Source organism: Enterovibrio litoreus (assembly GCF_045679545.1).
GTDB lineage: Bacteria > Pseudomonadota > Gammaproteobacteria > Enterobacterales > Vibrionaceae > Enterovibrio.
The window spans coordinates 2228807-2252083 of record NZ_CP166194.1 but is presented as its reverse complement, the minus strand read 5'-3'; the positions used below and the strand labels follow the sequence as shown (position 1 = coordinate 2252083).

22 protein-coding genes are annotated in these 23277 nt (G+C 47.9%); 13 read left to right on the top strand and 9 right to left on the bottom strand.

All coding sequences use genetic code 11. The features are described from left to right. Positions 1 to 41: 41 nt before the first annotated feature. Together AB8599_RS09905 and AB8599_RS09900 are read right to left on the bottom strand one after the other, a co-directional pair. Positions 42 to 656 (bottom strand): response regulator transcription factor, encoded by a 615-nt coding sequence (locus AB8599_RS09905; RefSeq protein ID WP_407330743.1) that lies wholly within the window; start codon positions 654 to 656, stop codon positions 42 to 44. Beyond that, the gene (locus tag AB8599_RS09900; protein ID WP_407330742.1) at positions 653 to 2449 is read right to left on the bottom strand and encodes a PhnD/SsuA/transferrin family substrate-binding protein; all 1797 of its coding nucleotides are present in this window, start codon (positions 2447 to 2449) and stop codon (positions 653 to 655) included. Before AB8599_RS09900 ends, AB8599_RS09905 begins: the two co-directional genes overlap by 4 nt. Before the next feature lie 320 nt (positions 2450 to 2769). On the opposite strand from AB8599_RS09900, the gene AB8599_RS09895 reads away from it, so the two are divergent. From AB8599_RS09895 to AB8599_RS09840, 12 genes are all read left to right on the top strand, one after another. After that, positions 2770 to 3753: a sulfurtransferase gene (locus tag AB8599_RS09895; protein WP_407330741.1), complete on the top strand. Its 984-nt coding sequence runs from the start codon at positions 2770 to 2772 to the stop codon at positions 3751 to 3753. A gap of 97 nt (positions 3754 to 3850) precedes the next feature. Continuing rightward, positions 3851 to 5647, top strand: a complete 1797-nt coding sequence (locus tag AB8599_RS09890; RefSeq protein WP_407330740.1) for an FAD-dependent oxidoreductase — start codon at positions 3851 to 3853, stop codon at positions 5645 to 5647. Continuing rightward, positions 5644 to 6414: a heterodisulfide reductase-related iron-sulfur binding cluster gene (locus AB8599_RS09885; protein ID WP_407330739.1), complete on the top strand. Its 771-nt coding sequence runs from the start codon at positions 5644 to 5646 to the stop codon at positions 6412 to 6414. The genes AB8599_RS09890 and AB8599_RS09885 overlap by 4 nt, the downstream gene beginning before the upstream one ends. Positions 6415 to 6575: 161 nt before the next feature. Next, entirely contained in the window at positions 6576 to 7253 is a 678-nt protein-coding gene (locus AB8599_RS09880; protein WP_407330738.1) for a TVP38/TMEM64 family protein, read from the top strand. A 120-nt stretch (positions 7254 to 7373) separates the two neighbouring features. After that, the gene (locus AB8599_RS09875; protein WP_407330737.1) at positions 7374 to 8522 is read left to right on the top strand and encodes an ABC transporter substrate-binding protein; all 1149 of its coding nucleotides are present in this window, start codon (positions 7374 to 7376) and stop codon (positions 8520 to 8522) included. A gap of 5 nt (positions 8523 to 8527) precedes the next feature. Further along, positions 8528 to 10237, top strand: coding sequence for an ABC transporter permease (locus AB8599_RS09870; RefSeq protein WP_407330736.1), 1710 nt, complete (start codon positions 8528 to 8530; stop codon positions 10235 to 10237). Further along, a complete protein-coding gene (locus AB8599_RS09865) occupies positions 10203 to 10865 on the top strand; it encodes an ATP-binding cassette domain-containing protein (RefSeq protein ID WP_407330735.1) in 663 nt (220 codons plus the stop codon). Before AB8599_RS09870 ends, AB8599_RS09865 begins: the two co-directional genes overlap by 35 nt. After that, on the top strand, positions 10858 to 11475 hold the full coding sequence (locus tag AB8599_RS09860) for a CDP-alcohol phosphatidyltransferase family protein (protein WP_407330734.1): 618 nt from the start codon (positions 10858 to 10860) through the stop codon (positions 11473 to 11475). The genes AB8599_RS09865 and AB8599_RS09860 overlap by 8 nt, the downstream gene beginning before the upstream one ends. A gap of 141 nt (positions 11476 to 11616) precedes the next feature. Then, positions 11617 to 12213 (top strand): tRNA (pseudouridine(54)-N(1))-methyltransferase TrmY, encoded by a 597-nt coding sequence (gene trmY, locus AB8599_RS09855; protein WP_016961245.1) that lies wholly within the window; start codon positions 11617 to 11619, stop codon positions 12211 to 12213. Positions 12214 to 12373: 160 nt separating this feature from the next. Next, positions 12374 to 13231, top strand: a complete 858-nt coding sequence (locus tag AB8599_RS09850) for a CZB domain-containing protein (protein ID WP_407330733.1) — start codon at positions 12374 to 12376, stop codon at positions 13229 to 13231. Positions 13232 to 13286: 55 nt separating this feature from the next. Next, the gene (locus AB8599_RS09845; RefSeq protein ID WP_407330732.1) at positions 13287 to 13448 is read left to right on the top strand and encodes a hypothetical protein; all 162 of its coding nucleotides are present in this window, start codon (positions 13287 to 13289) and stop codon (positions 13446 to 13448) included. A gap of 112 nt (positions 13449 to 13560) precedes the next feature. After that, on the top strand, positions 13561 to 13851 hold the full coding sequence (locus tag AB8599_RS09840) for a hypothetical protein (protein ID WP_407330731.1): 291 nt from the start codon (positions 13561 to 13563) through the stop codon (positions 13849 to 13851). A 90-nt stretch (positions 13852 to 13941) separates the two neighbouring features. On the opposite strand, the gene AB8599_RS09835 is transcribed toward AB8599_RS09840, so the two are convergent. Together AB8599_RS09835 and AB8599_RS09830 are read right to left on the bottom strand one after the other, a co-directional pair. Next, on the bottom strand, positions 13942 to 14187 hold the full coding sequence (locus AB8599_RS09835; protein ID WP_407330730.1) for a YdcH family protein: 246 nt from the start codon (positions 14185 to 14187) through the stop codon (positions 13942 to 13944). A gap of 221 nt (positions 14188 to 14408) precedes the next feature. Further along, entirely contained in the window at positions 14409 to 15035 is a 627-nt protein-coding gene (locus AB8599_RS09830) for a cytochrome b/b6 domain-containing protein (protein WP_407330729.1), read from the bottom strand. A gap of 153 nt (positions 15036 to 15188) precedes the next feature. Between AB8599_RS09830 and AB8599_RS09825 the strand changes: the two genes are divergently transcribed. Beyond that, positions 15189 to 15692, top strand: coding sequence for a c-type cytochrome (locus AB8599_RS09825; protein ID WP_407330728.1), 504 nt, complete (start codon positions 15189 to 15191; stop codon positions 15690 to 15692). Positions 15693 to 15783: 91 nt separating this feature from the next. Here the strand turns inward: AB8599_RS09825 and AB8599_RS09820 are convergent, their stop codons facing one another. From AB8599_RS09820 to AB8599_RS09800, 5 genes are all read right to left on the bottom strand, one after another. Further along, the gene (locus AB8599_RS09820; RefSeq protein WP_407330727.1) at positions 15784 to 17856 is read right to left on the bottom strand and encodes an EAL domain-containing protein; all 2073 of its coding nucleotides are present in this window, start codon (positions 17854 to 17856) and stop codon (positions 15784 to 15786) included. After that, positions 17853 to 19157 carry a GGDEF domain-containing protein gene (locus AB8599_RS09815; RefSeq protein WP_407330726.1) on the bottom strand — a complete coding sequence of 435 codons (1305 nt, stop codon included), beginning with the start codon at positions 19155 to 19157 and terminating at the stop codon, positions 17853 to 17855. The genes AB8599_RS09820 and AB8599_RS09815 overlap by 4 nt, the downstream gene beginning before the upstream one ends. A 258-nt stretch (positions 19158 to 19415) precedes the next feature. Beyond that, entirely contained in the window at positions 19416 to 20579 is a 1164-nt protein-coding gene (locus tag AB8599_RS09810; protein WP_407330725.1) for a MalY/PatB family protein, read from the bottom strand. A gap of 170 nt (positions 20580 to 20749) precedes the next feature. Beyond that, entirely contained in the window at positions 20750 to 21730 is a 981-nt protein-coding gene (locus tag AB8599_RS09805; protein ID WP_407330724.1) for an alpha-L-glutamate ligase-like protein, read from the bottom strand. A 4-nt stretch (positions 21731 to 21734) separates the two neighbouring features. Then, the gene (locus AB8599_RS09800) at positions 21735 to 23240 is read right to left on the bottom strand and encodes an inactive transglutaminase family protein (RefSeq protein ID WP_407330723.1); all 1506 of its coding nucleotides are present in this window, start codon (positions 23238 to 23240) and stop codon (positions 21735 to 21737) included. Positions 23241 to 23277 lie beyond the last annotated feature (37 nt).

The following is a 23277-nucleotide window of genomic DNA, read 5'->3' as shown; positions in this document are numbered from 1 at the left end:
ATAGCTATGTCTGCTGATTCAGCGATGAATGACGTTTACCGTTACAACCGATTCTGCTGAATAAGCGTACTCAGCTTGAGCACCAAATCCGCCACATTGCTGGCTTCGAATTTCTTCATCATGTTGGCGCGGTGAACTTCAATGGTGCGCAGTGAAACGCACAGTGTCTTCGCCATTTGCTGGTTGGTTTGCCCTTTTAGCACCTCTTTCAGCACTTCTTTTTCGCGCTCGGTCAGGCTGTTGTATTTCTTCTCAACGTTAACGTGGCTTTCGCGCTGAAAAGAGTGTGACAGCGCCTTGTCGATGGCTTTGGCCAGTTTGTCGCCATCTACCGGTTTTTGAAAGAAATCGACCGCACCCTCTTTAAGCGCATCCACCGCCATGGGTACATCGCCATGTCCGGTTAAGAAGATGATAGAAAGCGGACTTCGCGCCTCGTTTAATAAGGTTTGAAGCTCCTGTCCACGCATTTCAGGCATGCGGCTGTCCAGCACAATGCAACCGGGCTGATGAATATCAACGTGTTCGAGAAAGGCTTGCCCTGAGCCGAAATCTTGAATCGCTAAGCCGTAGGTTTCCAACATAAAAACCAGTGACTCACGTACTGCGTCTTCGTCATCCACCACGTAAACGGGGCCAGTATTGGTATTGATCATGCTAGTTCTCTTTTGATGGGTATGACCACAGTGGCTTCGCAGCCATTTGGGCGGGCAGGTTGGATCATGAAATATCCGTTGTGCGCTTCAATAACGTCACGGCAGATTGCCAATCCAAGACCAAGGCCGTCCTTCTTGGTGGTGAAGAAGGGCTCTTTCACTTTTTCTTCACTGGCTTCTAAGCCCGCGCCGTTATCTTCAACGCGAATCACAATGTCATTTTCGCCATAAAGAAGCTCGACATTGACGGTGGATACTTGCTCCCAATCCATGCTGGCGAGACACGCTTCTTTGGCATTTCGCAGCAAATTGAGCATCACTTGTTGCATGCCGATGTAGTCAAATTCACCTTCTAGCGGCGTGCCCTCAACCGTGAAATTAAGGCCAATTTTGAGTGCCTGATAATCAAACGCAATAAGCTCTAACGACTCTCTAATAAATGCCGCAGGGTCGCAGATAACGCGCTCGCTCGGGGTGCGTTTAATTAGGCTTCTTAAGCGCTGCACAATGTCGCTCGCCACACCCACTTGCTGGTGGATCTTGCCAAGAAATGGCGCGAGTTCTTCCGCGGTCATACCTTGATCTAGCCGACGTTGAATACCTTCGGAATAGTTCTTGATGGTACTTAATGGCTGATTGATTTCGTGCGCAATGCTGTTGCCAAGTTCGCCAACAATCATGGTGCGCTGGGCATGCTCCAGCATGGTGTTTTTTTCTTTTAAATCAAACAGCGTGCGCTCTAAGTCTTTTTTGCTTCGGTTGAAATGGTATTCCAACCAGAAGTGATAAGCGTTGAGCACAATAAGAAACAACAAGATACCGAACGCAATATAGTGGTTCTTGGTGAGCCACTTGATGAGCCCTTGTTGCCAGCTTTCTTGAAGCGGGTGCATATCAAGATGCTGAAATACTTTGTCTACGCGCATTGAGCTGGCGGGCAGGGTCCAGCCGATATTGCCCGCTGCTGCTGCCGCTTTTGAATATTCAGGGAGTGACAATAAGGCCTGGGTGACTTTTTTACCGATCTCGTTCGATGCACGTTCCGTTTTGGCCAGCGTCCAGTTTGGATAAAGCGCCGTTGTGACGGCGCAAACCGAATCATGCGGGTGCTTGCGGTCTAGCACTCGCAGTTGATGCCGTTCGAGTAAGCCTTCTTTGGCCATATTTTCCAACGTACAGGCAGGCACAATGGCCACATCCAATGTCTTGTCCAGCACGTCAAGTAGCAGTTTGTCTGTTGGTGGCCCCGTAAACAGGATGTTTTTGTAAAAAGAACGACCGAATATGCCACTTTTATCCAGTTCATATCGAAGCGCCAAGAATCCCCCGAACGCTTTTTCGGACACCGCCGCGACGGATGCATGTTCAATATCTTTCAATGTTTTATAAGGCGAGTCATGGTGCACAACCACCACTGAGGCGATGGAGTGAGTTGCATTGCTGCTGTATGCGGTTTTCTGCGTCGCTAGCCAGTTTAGTTGGTATTGACGCGCAATCTTGGTTGCTTGTCCTGGGCTGGTTAGCAGAAAGTCGAGCTGGTTGTGTCGGAAAGCATCATCCAACTCGTCAAAGTCGTATGTGTGGATATCAAATGTTGTATTTGGGATTTGCGATTCGAGCCATTCCAGCGTCGGAAGCCACGATGTTTTGGCGTGGTCGTCTCCGCGCAATGCAAGCACGCCCACATCGTAATGTTGGATCACGCTGGCTCGTACTGGGCAGACGCAAAAACAGCTAAAACTAACAACGAAAAGCAAAACGGCCTTGATGCTAAACAGGGGCACCAGACGCAATAAATATCCAGACAAAAGGGGAACCGCTAGAGGGCAAACTCGACTGGCGGGGATGATACCTGAAATAACCGCTTTCTTTATGTTGTTTTAGATCAAATTAGTGTCGTTATTGTGGTTTACCACAATATCCGCCAGCCCTTCAAAAACGCACAATCCGTGCTACTGGCTCTTAGCGGCCAACTAAATGATTTATAGCGTGATGCTTTTCAACGTGTGGCACTAAAAAACAATAACTCAGCCTCCCAGTAAAGCTTCATGTCACCGATTTCAATCTGCTCAGTGATGAGCGAAAAAATTTAAATAATACTTGGAATGATGTGATGAAGAAATCGACAGTTGCAATGGGTGTGCTGGTTGCTGCAATGGCAGCAGGCTATGTTGGATACACTTCCATGTTCGGTGCGCAAGCCGTTACCGTGAGTGCAGACGTACTGAACGAGAAATTCAACGAATACGCAAACCCTGAAGCTTTTATTTCGGCGCAAGATCTGAAAAGCATCATGGGCACGGGTGCGGATGTTGTGGTCATTGGTGCACTCAACCCAATGAAACCTGATGCGCCAATCGAAGGTTCATTCTCCATGTGGCGTAACGACTACTCAGCGGCAGACGGCGTTTATGCGTTTGACGGTATGCGCAATTCTGTTGAAGAAATGGAAGCGTTGCTGAGCCAATACGGTGCGACCCCTTCATCAACCATCATTGTTTACGCAGCGAACTCTCACCACGATGCTGCTCGCCTTTTCTGGCAAATCAAAAACCTAGGTCATAACGATGTTCGCTATCTTGACGGTGGCTTGAATGCATGGATTGGCGAAGGTTACCCAACAGGCAATGCTAACCCGACTGTGACGGCAAGCAACTACGAAGCGCCAGCACCTCAATATGAAGCTGACGCACTGGCCACACTAGAGATGGTTCTTGCCGCGCAGTCGTCTGATGAGTGGGTGATCCTTGATACCCGCGGCACTCAAGAATTCGATGGCTCTACCACCGTATCGGGCGCTTTTGGCCCTGGTACGATTCCTGGCAGTGTTCACATCAACTGGACCAAAGCCCTGAACGAAGACAGCACGCTGAAATCAGCAGAAGAGCTAGCAGCGCTGTACGGCGATGTGATCAAAGGCAAAAAGGTAATCGCATATTGCCAGTCTGGTGTTCGTTCTGCACACACTCAAATGGTACTCGAAGAAGTGCTGGGTGCAGATGGTATCTACAACTACGACGGTTCTTGGATCGAATACAGCTACGCCCACTACGAGCAATCACGCGCTGACGTGCCGGTACAAAACGGCAAAAGCTAATTGCGAATGAGTAAGACGGTGGGTCGGTGTGTTGCTGACCCCTGCGTCATGTGACGGATACAAAAAGAATTCAACTTCTACTGGAAGCATAAAAATAATGAGCAATGTAATCTTTAGCCAAAAACTCTATGACGCGGCACAACGCGTAGTAGATGGCTGTATGGGCGATGCAGATCCAGCATGTCAAACAGCATGTCCAATGCACACTGATGTTAAACAGTATGTGCGTCTGGCCGGTGAAGGTAAGTATCAAGAAGCACTCGATACCATTCGCGGAAAACTGTTCCTGCCACAAACACTGGGCCGCATTTGTGCGCACCCATGTGAAGCGGCATGTCGTCGTAACACTGAATACGGTCAAGCGATCAGTGTTGCTGGCATCAAACGCTTTGTTGCCGAGAAAATGGATAACAAAGAAAACTGGGATCTTGCTGTTCTTAACCCAACGGGCAAGAAAATCGCAATCATCGGTGCTGGCCCTGCGGGTGCACAGGCTGCGATTGAACTTCGCCGTAAAGGTCACAGTGTCACCATTTTTGAAAAACTGAATGTGTATGGCGGCATGATGCGCGTCGGTATTCCTGAGTACCGTCTGCCACGCAACGTTATCGATTTCGAATACAGCTACCTAGATATGCTGGGCATTGAAACCAAGTTCGGTGTTGAAATCGGCAAAGACATCACTTTCGAAGAACTGCGCAATACCCATGATGCAGTAGTTCTGGCGCACGGCGCGCACATTGGTTCAATCATTCCTCTGCCGGGTCACAAAGCAGAAGGCGTGTTCTCAGCGGTTGAATACTTGAAAGAGGTCTCTGAAACCCGTGCGTTCCCTCGTGCTGGTAAGCGTGTAATGGTTATTGGTGGCGGCGACGTTGCGATGGACTGTGCACGTTCTTCATGGCGCATCGGCGCAGATGAAGTGCACCAGTGTTCACTGGAAAGCATGGAAAACCTGCCAGCAAGCCACGTTGAAATTGAAGAATCGCTGGAAGAAGGCGTGTCATTCAACGCAGGTTGGGGCCCAATCTCTATCGAAGAGAAAGACGGCAAAGTGTTCTCTATCACACTGAAGCGTGTACTTTCTATTCTCGATGCAAACGGCAACTTCGCACCGAGCTATGCAGACGAAACCCGTGTTATTGAAGTCGACACCGTGTTGTTCGCAACCGGTCAAATTGTTGCTGACATCACTGATGGCGCTCTTGAGCAAACTCGTGGCGGTCGTTACGTGGTTGATAAGAATACGATGGCAACCTCAGTGGCGGGTGTTTACGTGGTGGGTGATGCCTCTGGCGGTAACATCGTGATTGAAGCGATGGCACTGGGCCGTAAAGCGGCAATGAGTATTGAGCGTCAATTCGCAGGTCGTCCTTTAGAAGAAGGTCGTGATTTCCAAGATGAGTACAGCTACGCATCTCGTCTGGACGTTCCACTACCAAAAGGCACTGTAGATGTTCCACGTTTGCACGGCGAACTGCGCGATGCACAAGAACGCAAACGCGACTTCGCACAAGTTGATTTCGGCTTTACCCAAGAGCAAGTGAAGCAAGAGTCTTCGCGTTGTCTGCAGTGTAGTTGCAAGCTGTGTATGAGCGAGTGCGTGATGATGAACGACTTCGGTGATTGTCCGAAGACGCTGTTCGGTGACTTCGTTAACAAGAAAGAGATGGACCCACTGCTGGCTTACTCTTGTAACGCTTGTGACCAGTGCACCATCGTCTGTCCGAAAGATTACCCGATGAAGGAAATCTTCCTTGGTGCGCGTGTTGATTTCGTGAATGCGAACAATGGCGAATCACCAATGAAAGGGCACAAGGCGATCAACATGCACCAGAAGCTGGGCTTCTCGAAATTCTTCACTATGGCTAAACGCGCGGTAACGACAAAATGACCAATAAAGTATTTATGCCAGGATGCAGCCTGCCATCCTACTCACCAGAAGGCGTTGCTGCGATTGCTGCGCACCTAAAAAATGTATTTCCGGAAATGGGTGCCGTGCAGAAATGTTGCGGTAAACCAACTGCGGCAATTGGTCAGGCTGACAAGTTTAAAGAGCGTTATGGCGAGCTACAGGCTGATTTTGACAAACTTGAAGCCGAGCAAGTTATCGTGGCGTGCCAAAGCTGCTACGGCATGATCAAAAAATCGGGTGGCAAGCAAAAGCCGTTGTCGCTATGGAAACTGCTACCTGAAATCGGTCTTCCACCAGAGTTGGTTGGTAAAGCAAAAGACAGTGATGTGGTATTTACCATTCACGACTCTTGCTCTACCCGCTACGAAAGCGAACTTCAAGACGGTATCCGTTGGATCCTGAACGAGCTGGGCTACAAAACCGTTGAACCTGAATTCACCCGCGAAAACACACGTTGCTGTGGTTTCGGTGGCATGGTGGTTCCGGCTAACCCAGGCGTGGCGAACCGCGTTGTTCAGCGCCGTGTTGATGAGTTCCAAAGCGATCACGTTGTGGTTTACTGCGCAGCATGCCGTGCATCCATGATGGGTGTTGGTCAAAACTCATGGCACATTCTGGATCTGATGTTTGGCCCTGTTGTGATGAAAGACTCACCCGCACCAGTCAACGTATTGGCAAGCCCAGTGAAAGCATGGTTCAACCGCTATAAGTCCAAAGCGGCTCTGATCAAGTGCGTGTCACTGTAACTGTCAGTCACGTTAATCATTGGCCAGTCTAGCGCGTTAACATCATCAATCACTTTGCGTTCCCCCGCGTGTTGATGATGTTGGCGAGAAGCTTGATCTAGCCAAGGTTTTGCCTTCTTTGGCAAGACACTGTCGAATTCGTTTTTATTGGGTAACACATAATGAAATTTGTAAAAATTGGTTTGTTCGCTTTGGCGATCGCTGCAATTATTTTCGTGGCAAAGCAAACAGGTATTCTTGAAATTATCACTGACATCAAGAGCCTCCAAGCATGGATCGCAGGCTTCGGCGCGATGGGCTACGTTGTGTTCATTGCAGCATTCGTGTTTGCGTGTGTTTTCTTGCTGCCGGGCAGTGCATTTACCATCGTAGCGGGCATTGTTTTTGGCCCAATCAAAGGTGGCATATTGGCGCTGTTCTCTGCAACGCTAGGTGCGGTTGTGGCATTCGTGGTTGCACGTTTCTTACTGCGTAACACCATCATGAAGAAGTTTGGTGACAACCCAATCTTCAAGAAAATCGACCAAGGTGTGGCGCAAAACGGGACGAGCTTCCTGATCCTGACGCGTCTGGTTCCTGTGTTCCCATTCAGCCTGCAAAACTACGCATACGGCCTGACCAGTTTGAACCTTGGCACTTACGCGCTGGTTTCTCTGATCACCATGGCGCCAGGCGCATTCATTTTCGCTTACATGGCGGGTGATATCGCAACGAACGGCGTATCAGCCATGTTGCTAGTTAAGTTCGCAGGTGCAGGTTTGGTGTTGTTCGGTATGTCGCTTATCCCGAAATACATTGCTAAGAAAAAAGGTATCAACATGGAAGAATTAGCGAAATAACTTGCGCTAGTTTCTGAAGTGAATATTGTGTCGTCCCTTGCTACACGTAAGGGACGATTTTTGCATTTATATCCTTCAATAAAATGCAGAAAGCCCAATAAGAAAATAAGACCGAATTCGATGAAAAAACTGATTTCTGCCATTGCATTACTCACTGCCTCTTGTGTCGCTTTCGCCACTGATCTCGATAATTGGCAACAGGTTGAAGAAGACGCTGTTGGTCAACACGTCTATTTCCACGCATGGGGTGGAAATCAGGAAATAAACCGTTACCTGCATTGGGCAAAGCAAGAAGTGCAACGCCGTTATGGCGTGACATTGCATCACGTAAAAGTGGCTGACATTACCGAAACCACCACACGTTTGATCGCGGAAAAAGCGGCGGGAAAAAACCAAGGTGGCAGTGTCGACCTGATGTGGATTAACGGCGAAAACTTTAAATCACTGAAAGATAGCCAATTACTGTTTGGCCCGTTCGTGGACAAGTTGCCGAGTTGGACGTTCGTTGACCAGTCTTTGCCTGTGACCGTCGATTTCTCCGAGCCTACCGAAGGATTAGAAGCGCCTTGGGGTATGGGGCAGTTAGTGTTTGTTCACGATGAAGAAGAACTGGCTAACCCGCCACGTTCATTCACCGAAATGCTCAGTTACGCTCAAGCTCACCCGAACCGCATCACGTATCCAAGGCCACCAGAGTTTCACGGCACCAGTTTTTTGAAATCCCTGTTGATTGAACTGACCAACAGCGATGAACGTTTGCAGCGACCCGTGTCTGAGGCGGATTATGCGTCGGTCACGACACCGTTGTGGACGTACTTAGACGCGTTACATCAAGTCGCGTGGCGCGGAGGCAAGCAGTTCCCAACAGGCACAGCCGAAACCTTCCAATTGCTGGATGATGGACAAATCGATCTTGCCATCACCTTCAACCCAAATGCGGTGTACGCTGCGCATGCCTCGGGTAATTTGGCCGAGTCGACTCGCGCCTATGCGTTTGATTCTGGCGCCTTGTCGAACATTCATTACCTTGCTGTTCCGTGGAATGCGAATGCCAAAGCAGGCGCGTTAGTGGTGACTAACTTTCTACTTTGCCCTGAAGCGCAATCACGCAAAGGGAACATTGAGATCTGGGGCGATCCCTCAGTATTGAGAACGGAGTACCTGTCTGGCTCTGCCAAAGAGAACACGCCATTTAAATCTATTGCTGAAACCCACCCGAGTTGGCAAAGCGCCATCGAGAAAGAGTGGCTGACACGTTACGGAAGCTAGATTTGATGTTACGCGCGCTCTATTTAGTTATCGTCATTTGTTGCGTTCTGCCGACCGTGTTTGGGCTGGTGGGAGTCTCTTTGTCTTCACTCGGCTATATTCCGCCGCTGGCCATGCATCATCCGTCGTTGGACGGCTTCGCCATGGTGTTTGATTGGCAAGGTGTGTGGCGCTCCATCAGCATGACGGTGTATTCCGCCGTTGCGAGCACCTACCTTGCTTGTTTGATCACTTTTGCTGTTTTGCAGGCCAGTTGGGGCACTGCGTTTTGGCGTAAAGTTGAAGTTTCGTTATCGCCATTACTTGCGGTTCCTCATGTGGCGTTTGCGATTGGTTTTGCTTTCTTGTTCGCGCCAACCGGGATGGGGACGCGCTTACTGCATGAATGGTTTGCCTATGATTCCGCAGCGCAGGGCGTGGCTGATCTCGCGCTGGTGATCAACGACCCGCATGCGCTCGGCATGATCCTGATGTTGGCGTTGAAAGAAGTGCCGTTTTTATTGTTGATGAGCATTTCGATTTTGCAGCAAGTGAATGTGAGCCAAATTGAAAAAGTGTCAGCATCCCTTGGCTACAGTCGCGCGCAAGCGTGGTGGAAGTGTGTGCTGCCGCAATGGCTGACCAAGCTGCGTTTCCCAATGCTGGCGGTCATGGCATATGGCCTGTCTGTGGTTGATGTGGCGTTGATTATTGGGCCGACCAATCCGCCCACTTTTGCGGTGTTGGTGTGGCAATGGTTTAACGATCCGGATTTAACTTTACTCCCCCGAGCGTCCGCCGGTGCTGTCGTGCTGTTTGTGATTTCCCTGATATTGATCGGCCTTGCGCGTTTCATCGAGTGGTCAATCACTAAGGGGTTGAGGTCGTGGCAATACGCAGGGCGACGTGGATTTGCCCTGCCGGGTAAAACCGTATTCTTGGGGTTACTCGTCATGTCTGTGTCTATGATGCCGCTGATGTTGTTGTGGAGCGTTGCCCAACGTTGGCGCTTCCCTGATTTATTGCCAAGCCGATACAGCCTGCGTTTTTGGGAATTCGAATGGGCGTCCATTGTTGGCACCATTGAGCAGAGTATGCTGATCGCGTTGATTTCAGCCTCCACCGCCTTGGTGATGGCATTGCTTGCTCACGAATATCGTCTTCGTTACCGCTTGCAGGTGCCGGGCTATATCGTCGCTATTCCTATGTTGATTCCTCAGCTTTCCATTTTGTTTGGCATGCAGGTTGCGACCTTGTATGTCAGCGGTGACGCGCATTTATTGTGGGTGTGTTGGGCGCATGTATTTTTCGCTTTCCCGTATGTTTACTTGTCGTTAGATGGCCCGTGGCGCAGTTACAACGAAGGATTTACGCGTGTTGCTTTGAGTCTGGGTAAATCGCCGCTGCGTGTTTGGCTAAACGTGAAGCTACCGATTTTGCTTCCTGCGATTGTGTTCGCGTGGGCGATTGGGATCAGCGTCAGTCTCGCGCAATACCTCCCTACACTGGTACTCGGGGCGGGTAGAATCAGCACCTTGACCACAGAAGCAGTGGCACTCTCAAGCGGGTTCGATCGACGTGTTACGGCGATCTATGCTATTTGGCAGGCGTTGTTGCCACTGCTGTTTTTTTCATTTGCGATATTTGTCAGCCACTTACAGGTCAAATATCGTCGACTTTCAATCAAAGGGTTATTGCCGAATGAGTATTTGTCTCGAAAACCTCGCCATTCGTAAAGCCTCTGGCGAGACGCTGTTTTCGTCGCTCAATATGTGCGTCGAAAAAGGGGATATCCTTTGTCTGATGGGCCCCAGTGGTTGTGGTAAATCAACCCTGTTGGATGCGGTTGCGGGGCATTTGTCCGAGGAATTTCGTTACTCAGGCACCATTACCTTAGACGGCGTGGCACTAGATAACATGCCAGCGCATAAGCGTGACGTGGGTATTTTATTTCAAGATGACTTGTTGTTCCCTCACTTGAGTGTGTGGGAAAACCTAGCGTTTGCATTGCCTGATGCCATTAAAGGCGCTGAGCGAAAAGAACGTGCGATGCAAGCACTGAAAAATATCGCCCTCACCGCATTAGCAGATTCATTTCCCGATCAGATCTCGGGTGGTCAGCGAGCACGCATTAGCTTAACGCGTATGTTGTTGGCTAAACCCAAAATAGCGTTGCTGGATGAACCTTTCAGCAAGCTCGACAAAGACCTGCGTACCCAATTTCGTGATTGGGTGGTTGAACAACTACAAGACGCAAACATTCCTGCATTGATGGTGACACACGATATGGCTGACATTCCTCCGGGCAGTCAGCTTCTCACTTGGCCTTGGAATGCCGCGCAAGAGGAACACGTTTATGCTTGATAGCATCGGAATTAAAGCGGTGCGTTGGCCGTTATCGCGAGCCGCAGAGTGGGCCGATAAGTGGGACATCAGCGCCAATCAAACCACAGTCGCGGGTTTTGCTATTGGCGCCATGGCGCTGCCAGCCTTAGCATTGGAAAACTACGCGCTTGCCTTGATGTTTATCTTGATTAACCGTGTGATGGACGGATTAGATGGCGCAATAGCGCGCATTCAAGGGGTGACTGACGCAGGTGGTTTTCTCGATATCAGTCTCGATTTTCTCTTCTATTCGCTGGTACCGTTTGGCTTTGTGCTAGCCAACCCCGATCAAAATGCCATCGCAGGCGCATTTTTGATTTTCTCCTTCATTGGCACAGGAAGTAGCTTCTTAGCGTTTGCCATTATGGCGAACAAACAGGGCATCGACGATCCCGTCTACAAAAACAAATCGCTCTATTACATGACAGGATTAACCGAAGGAACTGAGACTATTCTGTGCTTTATGCTGATGTGTGTGTTCCCTGCACATTTTGTGGAAATTGCCTGTGTGTTTGGCGCCATGTGCTGGTTTACCACGGGGTCACGGATTTTCAATGGCTACCAAACGTTGGCAAAGCAAATCATCTAGCAGCCTCGAATCAAGCGGTGATTAGAGAGTTACATAGCTAAGTAAAACTGTGATAATGCCGCGCTTCAATCTATGACCATGAATCGCCGCTCCGTTCGTTTCAAAGAAGGTGCGCCGTTTAACTCATTAGGAACTTCATCTATGCGTGCTTTTGTATTACGAGCCCGATCTACCTCTGTGGATAGTCAGCAAGTGTTGGCATCGGTTGGTCAGGAAGCTCATACCGAGATTTTGGCTCACACCTTAATGAACGCTATCTTTGTGGCGCAATCTCACCGTGAAGATGTGGTCGTGTATCTGGTGCTGGAAAAGACGCAAGATTACTCACGAACAATTCGTTTTAACGCGAATGAACTGACCAACGTTGGCGGATTTCATGAGCAAGCGTTATTGGCCAAAGTCGCCAGAGCGTTAGATGCTTCGAAAGGCATGGGTAAAGAACAAGAAAGAGACGTTGAGCCAGGTATCTCTGTTCGTACTGTCAGCTTTGAAAAGCTGGTACAAGAACTATCAGAAGCGTATCAATTGTTCATGATGGACAAAAAAGGCACACCTATTCGTGAACAAACGTTTCCTGCGAACTGCTGCTTCTTGCTAACCGATCACCTGCCTATGCCGAAGAAAAGCTTCAACAGCTTAAAACGCCTTGGTGCAGAGAAGATCAGCCTTGGGCCCAAGATGATCTTCGCCTCTCAATGTGTTGTATTGATCCATAACGAGTTGGATCTTTCTGAATAATCGCAATCTGCGGTCATGCTCAGTGTTGAAATTGATGAATACGCGCCTTTGGGGGCGTATTTTTTTCTGATCGATTCAGGAAACTTTTGTCTTATAAATAAAACGTTATGTGTGTGTTTGACTATGCTTATTTAGATGGACAGCTAAGGTATCGAGGCACATGGATTTTATTAATTTCAAAGTGGGACAAAAGACTGTCGCACTCAAAATTTTGGATATTCTTCTCACAGAGCAATATGAGGAGAACCTCACCCAGCTACCCAATGACCGTGAGAGTTTTTTAGGTATCAAGGATTTCATGGGTAAACCTGTGCCCATTTTTGATTTGGGTTTGATCTTAAATCGCGTGGCGACCAAAGACACTAATAACGAACTGATTGCGTTACTTTCTGCTCGCGAACAAGACCATGTAGATTGGCTGCGTGATTTGCAACTGACTATTCATGAAGGCGTGCCATTTACCAAAGCTCGCGACCCGCACAAATGCGCATTTGGCCGCTGGTATGATACGTATAAGCCAGAAAATGAAGAGTTCGCTGAAATCTTGGCGAAATTCGATGATCCACATCGCAAGCTCCATGAGTTGGCCGATGAGGTGTTGGACATGCTAAAAGCAGGCAAACAACAAGAAGCGAGAGACGCCTACACAAGAGAAGAACGCTCAACGTATGCGCGCCTGATCCGCTTGTTTGAATCTGCTCGCGAACAACTCACGCTCGATTACAAACCCATCATTGTATTTACCACCAAAGACGGAATGAATCCGAGCATTGGTTTACTTGTCGATAAAGTGGAAGATAATGTGTCAGTGGTTGAAACCGATATACAGCCACTGGAAGAACTGGTGAAAGTCGGCTTTGACGTGGACCCGCAAACCAAAAAACTGATGCGCGGGCTGATCAAACACAAACAATCTCATAGCTTGATCCTTGATCCCACCGCTATCTTCTTAGATACCCCTGTAGATGAAGAAACGCCGCCAGTGCAAGATGATCCGCCCCTAGAACAAGCTGGCTAAGGCTGAATTCAGGTAAGGCGTGCTATTTTTCGAACATCGTTGAAATAGCACGTTTATGAATTTATCCAACTGTTATCGTTACGCGATACGATTATTCGCCAGCCAATGTAATCCAGCCAGCCCTGCCATTACCCCTGCCATTACCCCTGCCATTACCCCTGCCATTCATCCATTCAACGACGGTACACTCGTAAATCCCATCACCTGCAACGATTGATAAGCGCAATCTTGACTGTGAACCATGCCGAAGTCTTTTTGAAACAGGGTGTTATGAGTGAGGTCGGTATGGTTTATTGGTGTTTGGGAATAATAATGGGTAGGGAAAAACAATGCCAAAGTACCAGTTCTTTTGTAAACCAGAATCAGACCGTAAAGAGTTTACCTATATAGATATGGGCTCTGACACCTTTGTCAGCGAAAAAGATCAGCTCTTACAGATTGGCTTTGAAGTTGAAGATGATGTGATTTATGCCGACTCTCCAGAAGAAGCCATTGGAAAATTTAAGTCAAACTTTTGTGCGCCTTTAGAAGATTATGCGAATTCAACCCCAGCGGGTGGTATAGCGACATTTGTTTATGAATCGGCGAAAGCACTTAAAAAGTATATGGCGACAAAGTAACAACAAGAACCACGGGAATATTGACCTCTCGCGACAAAATGGGCACGTAAATTACCCCGATGGAGGCCAATATTCCCGCAAGCGGTTGAATTAGCCGTTTGAATGACTCACGCGTTGATAGAGCGCATCTTTCATTGCCGATCTTTCAAGTTTAAGTTTCTGCATGGCCAAATCGCCAATTGGCGCGCCTTGTAGTTCAAGGGTGCGGATTTCTTTGTCTAATGCGTTGTATTTTTTATTTTCGGCAGCAAATTCTGCGTCTGACTCGATAAGTTGGGTGATGCGGTCTTCAAGCTCTGGGAAATCATCTTGCAGTGAGTGTTTTTCGCCTAACATATTAACTCCTGTTGAGTGAGACTTCGTTCGCTACAGTGTAGCAGGTGAGAACGGAGTTTCTGCTAGTCGAGCCCTTCGTTATCCATCCTTATCAACGAATTTTCGCAGCAAAGAGACTAATTGCTCGGTTTCGTCAGTGCGTCAATATGCCACTCAAACCTGTTCTCTCATTCAAACACGCTGATGATGTTAACAAAGTGGCCGTGCGTCTCTTGGATTGCCTATGTGAATGAAGGATAAAGAAAAACGCTTACCAGCCCACCGATAGTGGCGAGCAGGAAGCCTGCTCGGGCATTCGAACGGAAAAAGACACGCACAGTGCTGACCAGTTTTGGCTGCTTACCGGTAAACATGGCTTTGACCAAAGATTTGCCGCGTAAGTTGTAGATGGTAATCGCGCTGAGATGAAGTACCACGCAAGCCAAAAGTAGGTATGCAAAGGTGGCATGCAGAAAAATGAGCAAATCCATGTCATACAGCAGGCTGTCATCGTGGACGTAAGGGTCAAGGTAGCCACCCATGGATAAGCCGACAAAACACTGCGCGAGAATCAGTGAAAGTAACGTTATCACCATCCAGCCGCCTGCCGGATTATGCCCGACACCATGATGCGAATGTTCACCTTTTAGGTAACTGATAACGGTTTTGGGTGAGCGCAAAAATTGATGAAAGCGACTGGTTTCACTGCCAAAAAATCCCCATAAAACCCGCCATGTCACGAGTGTTGCCAGTGCAAGGCCAAACCACTCATGCGGACCTGTGCCCAAAAAGCCGCTTAGGGCAAGAAGGGCGAACAGCAGCGCTTGTAGCCAATGGTAAAGGCGGGTAGGTAGATCCCATATTTTCATGTGTTTTTGTCCGATCATTTTGCATGGGTGCAAACTTACTCGGCAATGACAACGGAGGCAAATATTCGGTCGTAACTTTTTGAATCTTTTGATACTCGCCCGACAATTTTGAGTAAAAACGACTCAAGAGTTTTGCTGATATCGAGTATATTAATGCTCCAGATTGAACCCGCCATCATGGCAATAAAAGGATGTAAAGAAATGCGTAAATCAATCAAGTCTGTTGCACTGTTTTCGGCGATCGTTGCCGGCATATTCATGGCGGCAAGTGCAGTGGCAAGCGACTTTTCTCAACAGATTGATGAGCGACAAAAGGGTTTTCTGTCGTTTGCTGACAACCTTAAAAGTATGAAAAAACTGGAAGATGGCAGTGATTCAGATTGGGCACAGATAAAATCGTTGGCGTTAAAGAACAGTGAAACCGTCGCAACCCTGCCTGCTTTGTTTCCTGAAGGAAGTGAGATAGGTAGCCGAAGCCGTTCAGCGGTTTGGAGCAAATGGGATAAGTTTGAACAAAATCTTTCAACGTTGAACACCCAATTCACTGACATGGCCTCAGCAGCTGAAGCGCAGGATGCAAAAGCGTTGAAGAAAGCATTTAAAGATGCAGAACGCAGCTGCAAAAATTGTCATCGTGGGTTTCGAACTAAGCGTTGATAGAAGGCAGAACCCCGACCTCAATGCAGTGTAAAACAGCACCCTGGGTGCTGTTTTACCTTGGCTTAATGAACGAACCCTGCGGGGCGTGTTATTGAAGCCATTCCACCTCAGCAGGCTTGTGAATCAAATAGCCTTGCAGGTAATCAATGCCTAGAGCTTTCAAGTAGGAGGCTTCTTCGTCCGTTTCAACGCACTCCGCAACAACATTGATTTTCAGCGTATCTGCCACTGACTTCAGGTTCTCAATGATTTTGCATTTTATGGGGTCGTGAATGCAATTTCGAATCAATGACCCGTCAATTTTTACCGCATCTACGGGCATGGTCAAAAGTTGATTATAAGTGGCATGCCCAGCACCGAAATCATCCAGGGCAAGCTTGAACCCGTTATTTTTCAATGTATTAAGGTTGTCAAAAAGCAAATTCTGGTTTTCTATTTCTCCGAATTCGACAATTTCGATCACGACTTTTTGGGTGTTGATTTTATGTTGTTTAACCCACTGCACGAGTGAATCGACTGATCGCGTGTCGGAGAGAAACTCTGGTGTTAAGTTAATTGATCCCGTGTCATAGGTGCTTTCGTTTAACGAGCCAAGGAACGCGAGTTGTTTATACAGCAACATGTTTTCTAGCGTATCAAGATAGCCTAAGCGTTGTGCGCACTGAAATACCGAAGCAGTATTGAGTATTCTTCCGTCCAATGTGAATTGACTGAGTAGCTCAAAGCTCTGTTTATCCGGTTGCTCGAGATTAAGGTAGTTCTGTTTTAGTAGGCGTATATTGTCGAAATTAAGTTCGTCCAGCAGGGTGATGTAGTCATCCATCGCCGTTTCATCGCAGTTAATCACCGAAGAGCCCATGTGTTTGTCAGCCAAGCGCATGTTTACGTTGAGTCGATTGACTGCGGGTTTAATACGAATGCCTTTTTGGCATCGACAATAGTAAATACGATCTGGTCGGTAGTTGATGCTTCGACGCTGCAAGTATTGGTCCAAGTACTGCGGGATGCTCTCTAACTGTTTCACCGCACTGGGTGTGTTTTCCATGATAAACACCAAAGAGGAAACGTCATAAAGCATAAAGCTCAAGTCGTAAACGTCGGTGTTGTGTTTAAAGTAATACGCAATCTGGCGCAAAATCTCGTCGCGTTTTTCAATTGGATATTTAAACGCTGGCCTTAAATCAAGCGCGCACACGAGAAAGTCGTTCATGTCTAACGTCAATGCATTGAGTTTCTGGAACGTGCCAAAGTGACTTTGTGCATCGGTATATAGGTTTCTCGTGTTTTTCTTTATCTGCTTTCTTAGGGTCAGCTTGTATTCCAGCATGATGTATATGATCACACAGAACATTGAAAAAATGGCCAGCTTGGTATTTAGCGCAGCGAGATTATTGGGATCTTTCGTTTGGAAAAGAAGGCTATACCCAATGATCATCAGCGCAACCAGTGTCAATTCAGAAAAGTTAAATACGGCGAGAATTACAAGGGGGGCCAGCAGCAGATATGCCAGGTAGCGATGGTAATCAATGGTACTTTCAACATTCAGTACCAGCAAAATACAGACTATCAAAAGTAGTTTATACATCCATTTAGTGGCAGAGATGTTGACGAGCGGTCGTGCAAATGTACGAAAAAAATCAGGATGATAAACACAGTGAAGCGCGAGCACGATGACGGGAGCGGTAATCAGTACGCCAATAGAATCGGTGAGATACAAATTGAGCGCACTTTCGAGACAAAATGTGTCGGGCGCAAATATGGCGAGTGACAATGCCCCCAACCCCGGCGTGAGAAAAACGTAGTAGAAAAAAGCGATACGGTTTGCATAGGAATGGTGTCGGTATTGCTCAAAAATGCGCACGGATGCTGATAGCGCAATCGTCACTACCAAGGTATAGAGCAACCCAACGCCACTAGGGATCGGGTTAAATAGGTAATAAGAGATAAGCGCTAAGAAGGCGCCTAATGCGCCACTTCGTCCATAAATGCAGGTGACAGCGACCATGGCTCCAGTGGTGACTGAGAGCAATAGGTTGTTGGTGGTATCCTGATTCGCAAACCAAGATACTTTCGTGCTGATAAAAACCAGCAGAAATGCGAGTAGAACATGTTTAACGTAGTCAATGTGTGACCGCTCTGAAATTTGAAGAGAGTATTTCACAAGATGGTCACTCTGTTTCTGCCACGACGTTTAGATTCATATAAAGCGGTATCGGCGATTTTATAAGCGTTATCAAACGTTGTCTGGCTTGTGGTAACACCACCAATAGAAACGGTGACGTCGAGATCAGCTATTTTTTCATTGGCAATGGCTAGACGTATTTGATCCGCTTTTTCTAGTAAGACGCCTTGATGCATATTTTTGAAAATAATAATGAACTCTTCTCCTCCCCAGCGTATGGCGGCGTCACCAGTTCGGATCTGAGATGAGATAATTTGAGCACATTTCGACAGCACTTCATCGCCTTTTGCGTGGCCATGGGTGTCGTTAATTTTCTTGAAATAGTCAATATCAAGAATGAGCAACGAAAAGCTGGTCATGCGTTTTAGTTTTGGCTCGTAGTAATCGCGACGATAGAGGTTGGTCATTTTGTCGGTTTTAATCGAGCGTCCTTTTTGGCGCAAGATACGTGAGCCGAATAGATACAAAATCGCCAGCACCAATGAGGGCCACAGGGCTTTCAGTATGACATCTGTGAAGGAGAATCCGATTCTAAACGTGGCGGCATTTGAACATGGAAAATGCGCGGTTGTGGTGTACACATTGTGCGCGCCATTAATGTTAAGAGTGGTGTGATGTAGCGCGTTGTAGGCATCAAGCTGATCTTGAATGTGGCTTTCTTTTAAATCGACAGCGACCAGTGCATTCAAAGCTTGGCGATTGTGAATGGGGTAATACACAGTTCTGATGCGTTGCTTCGTGCCTTCTTCAACATAAGGTTCGGTCATGAGCAGATTGCACCCATAGAATTCTTGGTACGTATTATTTAGATGCTCACGCACAACGACACGCTCTATAACATCGTTTAAGCGATATTGATCAAAGGCGTCACTGTATTGATTTCGCAAAGGGAGGAAATGTGCGTACAGGCTCGGATGTTCGAGTACGGCAATCGTCCAGACGCTATCGGGAGCAAGTGCTTCAACCTGCGCGCGTAATTTCAGCACCCCTGGAGTAAGTTCCTTTACTGACATAGCGTCTTGCCGCACCAATAAACTGACACCATTGCTTTCATGAATGCCTTTGCTCATCACTAAGCTGGGTGTGTTGTTGTAGTAAGAACCAAAGCGGCGAATAGTTTCAAAAATACTATGAAAGTTGGTTTGTAGCTGTCTTACCAGACCTTGTGTATGGAGCATATTGAAAAGTTGCAACGCCATGGACACAACAAGAAGCGATAAGATGAACACGCGAACGAATGAATAGGGGAGAGAACGATTCACGTTGGAAGATATTTGCATGGTCAATCGCTACAGGCCAGTTGATAACAATCAGGGTATTTATGTGATGTATGTCTTGTTTTTCCGGCAGTTTATTCCATTTTTTTAATTGGTCAACCGTTTTGTTTTTCATCTCCATTGAAATCTTTCATGTTGATGATTGTTGATAGCGATGCGGCGGAGTGTTTGCTTGGTATTGCAACAACATTACGTTGCTCTCCTATGCGGTGAGCAACGTAATGTTTCGGATGCAAATGTAGGTGTTTGTTTAGTAGAAAATTAAAGGTCAAGTGTGGCAATCGCGGCTCTCATTCTGCGTACCGCTTCTTCCAAGGTTTTTCGTGTGCAGCCGAAATTGAGTCTCACAAATTGTCGGTTACCAAAATCCAGTCCCGGTGACATACCGACTCCCGCTTGCTCAAAGAAACGGAAAGGATTATCGACAGGTAATTTGCTGCAATCAATCCACGCTAAATAGGTGGCTTCAATGTGTTCTAGCTTTAAGCCGGGTAGGGCATTGATTTCTCGCATCAGATAGTCTCGATGCCCCGCCAAATACGCCAGTTGTGCTTGCAACCATGACTCGCCATGTTCATAAGCAGCTTCCGCGGCGGTGAAAGCAAGAAGGCTTACGCCCGGTACAATACCGCGTTTTACTTTGTTAAATCGCGCCCGTATGTCAGCGTTAGGAATGATGGCGATAGACGCCCCCAATCCGGCGATGTTGAAGGTTTTGCTTGGCGCCATTAATGTCACACTGCGCTGTGCTGCGTTGTCATTTAAGCTGGCGAAAGGCATGTGTTTGTGTTCGTTGTCCAAAATCAGGTCGCAGTGAATTTCATCAGAGCAGACGAGTAGGTGATGTTTTTCGGCGAAAGCCAGCGTTGCTTCGAGCTCGTCACGTCGATAAACCGTGCCGCCGGGATTAAGCGGGTTACACATTTGCAGCAAACCACCGTTGTCGGCTAACTGATTTCCTGCATCTTGCAGGTCTGGTAACCATCTGCCGTTTTTTAATACCACAGGCGCTTTGACCAATGGGCGCTCTGCAAATTTGGCAGATGAAATAAACGGAGGATAAATAGGGCTAGGGCTAATGATGGTTTGCCCTTGCTCGGTCAACGCCCGCGCGGCAATGTTCAATCCACAAACTAGACCAGGTAAATACACCACCCATTCAGGCTGAATGTGCCAGTCATAGCGTTCTGCCATGCGGGCAACAAAAATTTCTGTGAGGCGTTCAGGCGCGTGTGTATAGCCAAAAACGCCATGGTTAATACGCGCATGTAAGGCTTCTAGTACGGCAGGTGGGGATTGGAAATCGCTGTCAGCGACCCACATGGGAAGAATATCCTGATCTTTGTATTTATCCCATTTGTCGCTGCTGGTGGCTGTGCGGTCGAGTTCGTTGTCGAAATCAAAAACAGGCTTTGTAGCTTCCATTGCGCGTCCTTACGTCTTAACAGTGTGTTTAGAGTACTGAAAGCGACTTTGTAGGGTAAAGGGAAATCAGTTTTAAGATCTTGATGTGTGAATATATCGGCGGATATGGCGGTTCTTTGGTGAATCGTGCGGGGACTTGGGAATAAAAAATCGGGCGTTTGCCCGATTCTCTATTTGTGTTGCGGCGTGTCACCAAAATGCGCTCTGGCATAATTGACGCGCTGTTCTGGCGTGAGCGGTGTGGCAGAGGTGCCAAGGTGCTCAATGTGGCGCAGCCTTGGTAATAAGCCACAACCATTAGCAATTTGAATGGCGAGGCCGGGACGGGCGTTTAGCTCTAACACCATGGGGCCTTTTTCTTTATCGAGCACCATGTCGGTGCCGATATAGCCAAGTCCCGTCATCTCCCACGCACTCGCTGCAAGCACAAGCAGCTGTTCCCAGTGGGGCACTTTAAGCTCACTGAGCAGTCTACCAGTGTCAGGGTGGCGTTCAATCGGGCGATTAAACTGCACAGCGCGCACGGCGTCACCAGTGGCAATATCAATACCCACACCTACCGCGCCTTGGTGAAGGTTTGCTTTACCGTCAGACGCTGACGTGGAGAGGCGCATCATGGCCATCACGGGGTAGCCTTTGAATACTATTACGCGAATATCTGGCACACCCTCAAAGCTGAAGCCTTCAAACACATCATCGAATTGGATGAGATTTTCCACCACGGCAACGTCGTTCTTGCCACCCAGCGAGAACAAGCCCGCTAGTGTGTTGGTGATGTGGCGCTCGACTTCGCTTTTGTTCACTTCAGCACCTGACGGTTTTTTGTATACACCGTCTTTGTTTGAGGTGACCACCAAAATCCCTTTACCGCCTGAACCTTGCGCAGGCTTGATAACAAAGCCCGGCCAGTTTTCGACCATTTTATGAATGGAAGGTACGCTATGCTGTTCGTTGATGACACCAATCAACTCAGGCACGGTCGCGCCAGATTGCTGGGCAAGATGCTTGGTTTTGAGTTTGTTATCCACCAAGGGGAAAAGCCTGCGCTGATTATAGCGACCAATGTAACTGATGTTACGTCGGTTCATCCCCATAATACCGGCGCGATTTAGCTTAAATGGTGAGGTGTATTTCTTTAACAATCCCAGCATGTGTTTAGTCCTTCACGAGCGGCTTAAAGCGCTTCAATTCGCTGAGGCGATAACCGGTGTAGTTACCCAGCATCAAGATAAGCGCCAGAATCACTAGTTGGATACCGATAAAGTTAAAGGTGATGTGACGAACAAAGTCATTGGTCATTGCAAGGTAAACCAACACGGCAGTCAGCAGAGAGCCTCCACCTTGTACAAGCACTTCTTTCGGGCCTTCTTCTTCCCAAATGATAGACATGCGCTCGATGGTCCAAGACAAGATGATCATTGGGAAGAAAGTGATGCTTAAGCCTTCGACCAATCCAATCTTAAAGGCCACGACGGTAAACACGGCGATGATCAGAATCACGGTGATAATCACAGCAGATATTCTTGCCACCAAGAGCAAATTAAGCCGCGATAAATAGCTTCGTATGATCAAACCCGTACCGACGATAAGCAAGAAGCCAACAATGCCGGGAACCAATTGGGTTTGCACAAACGCAACGGCAATCAAAACGGGCATGAATGTCCCTGACGTTTTGAGGCCAACGAGCACCCGCAGCAACACCACGATCAGCGCGCCAATAGGAACGAGCATGATGGTTTTGAACATGGCCTGTTCTTCAATCGGCAGACTGTGAATGGAAAAGTTCAGCAGGCTTTCTGCTTGGATCTTTTCGTCTGTTGCTTGTTTCGGGCTGATGTCCTGAGAAATGATGGAGAAGCTCACCTGACTATTGCTACCGCCCGTCACTTCAAGCAATGGCGTGCCTTTTTCATTCCAAAGCAGCAAGTTCTGGGTGATATCTTTTGCGCCTGTTTCAAGATTAAACAGTTGCCAGTTTTCGCCGTCCCAAATTTCAACCATTGGGATGATACTTTGGCGGCGTCGACCGTCTTCCAGCTGTAACGCACCAGCAACGCGGGCGTGTATGTTCTCGAGAGACAGGATCGCGACAATTGCATCGGCTTTGCTCATCTCTTTGGTTAGCAAAGATGCGTTTTGGCTTTCACTGTCGTTGAATTGCTTAATCAGCTCTCGCGTGAGTGTGCTGTTATCTGCTGAGCGTTGGCGGGCTTGGTTTAGAATGGCTTCAGCCGCTGTTTTGACTGGGCCATCCAACGCGATAGGGGTGACATCGCCAATCGGCGGTTCATTGGGGAACTTGGCATTATTATCTACCAGCATTTGGTTCTTGAAGTACAAGATTTGCTGGCCAGAGGCTTCACGCTTTGTCCATTCTGCACGACGGCCGTTTTCGGTGTTAACCAGTGCAAAACCATAGCCTGGCGAACTGGTGTTTTCATTGATTAGGGTAAAGCCGTCTTGTGTATCCGGTGTCGCCAAGGAGACTTTAACGGGATCGCCTTTAGCTTCAAATTCAACGCGGGCTTCCACTTCCCACACTTGGTGTTTTTGCCCGGCAGTCCAAGGCACACCATAGACATCGTGACGGTACATACTCATGCCGATCCCCACTATAACAAGCAGACTGACCAACAGATAAAACGGGACGCGTGAAGTCATTTTTTCCTCTTACGCTTAACCGACGAAATGACGTCAG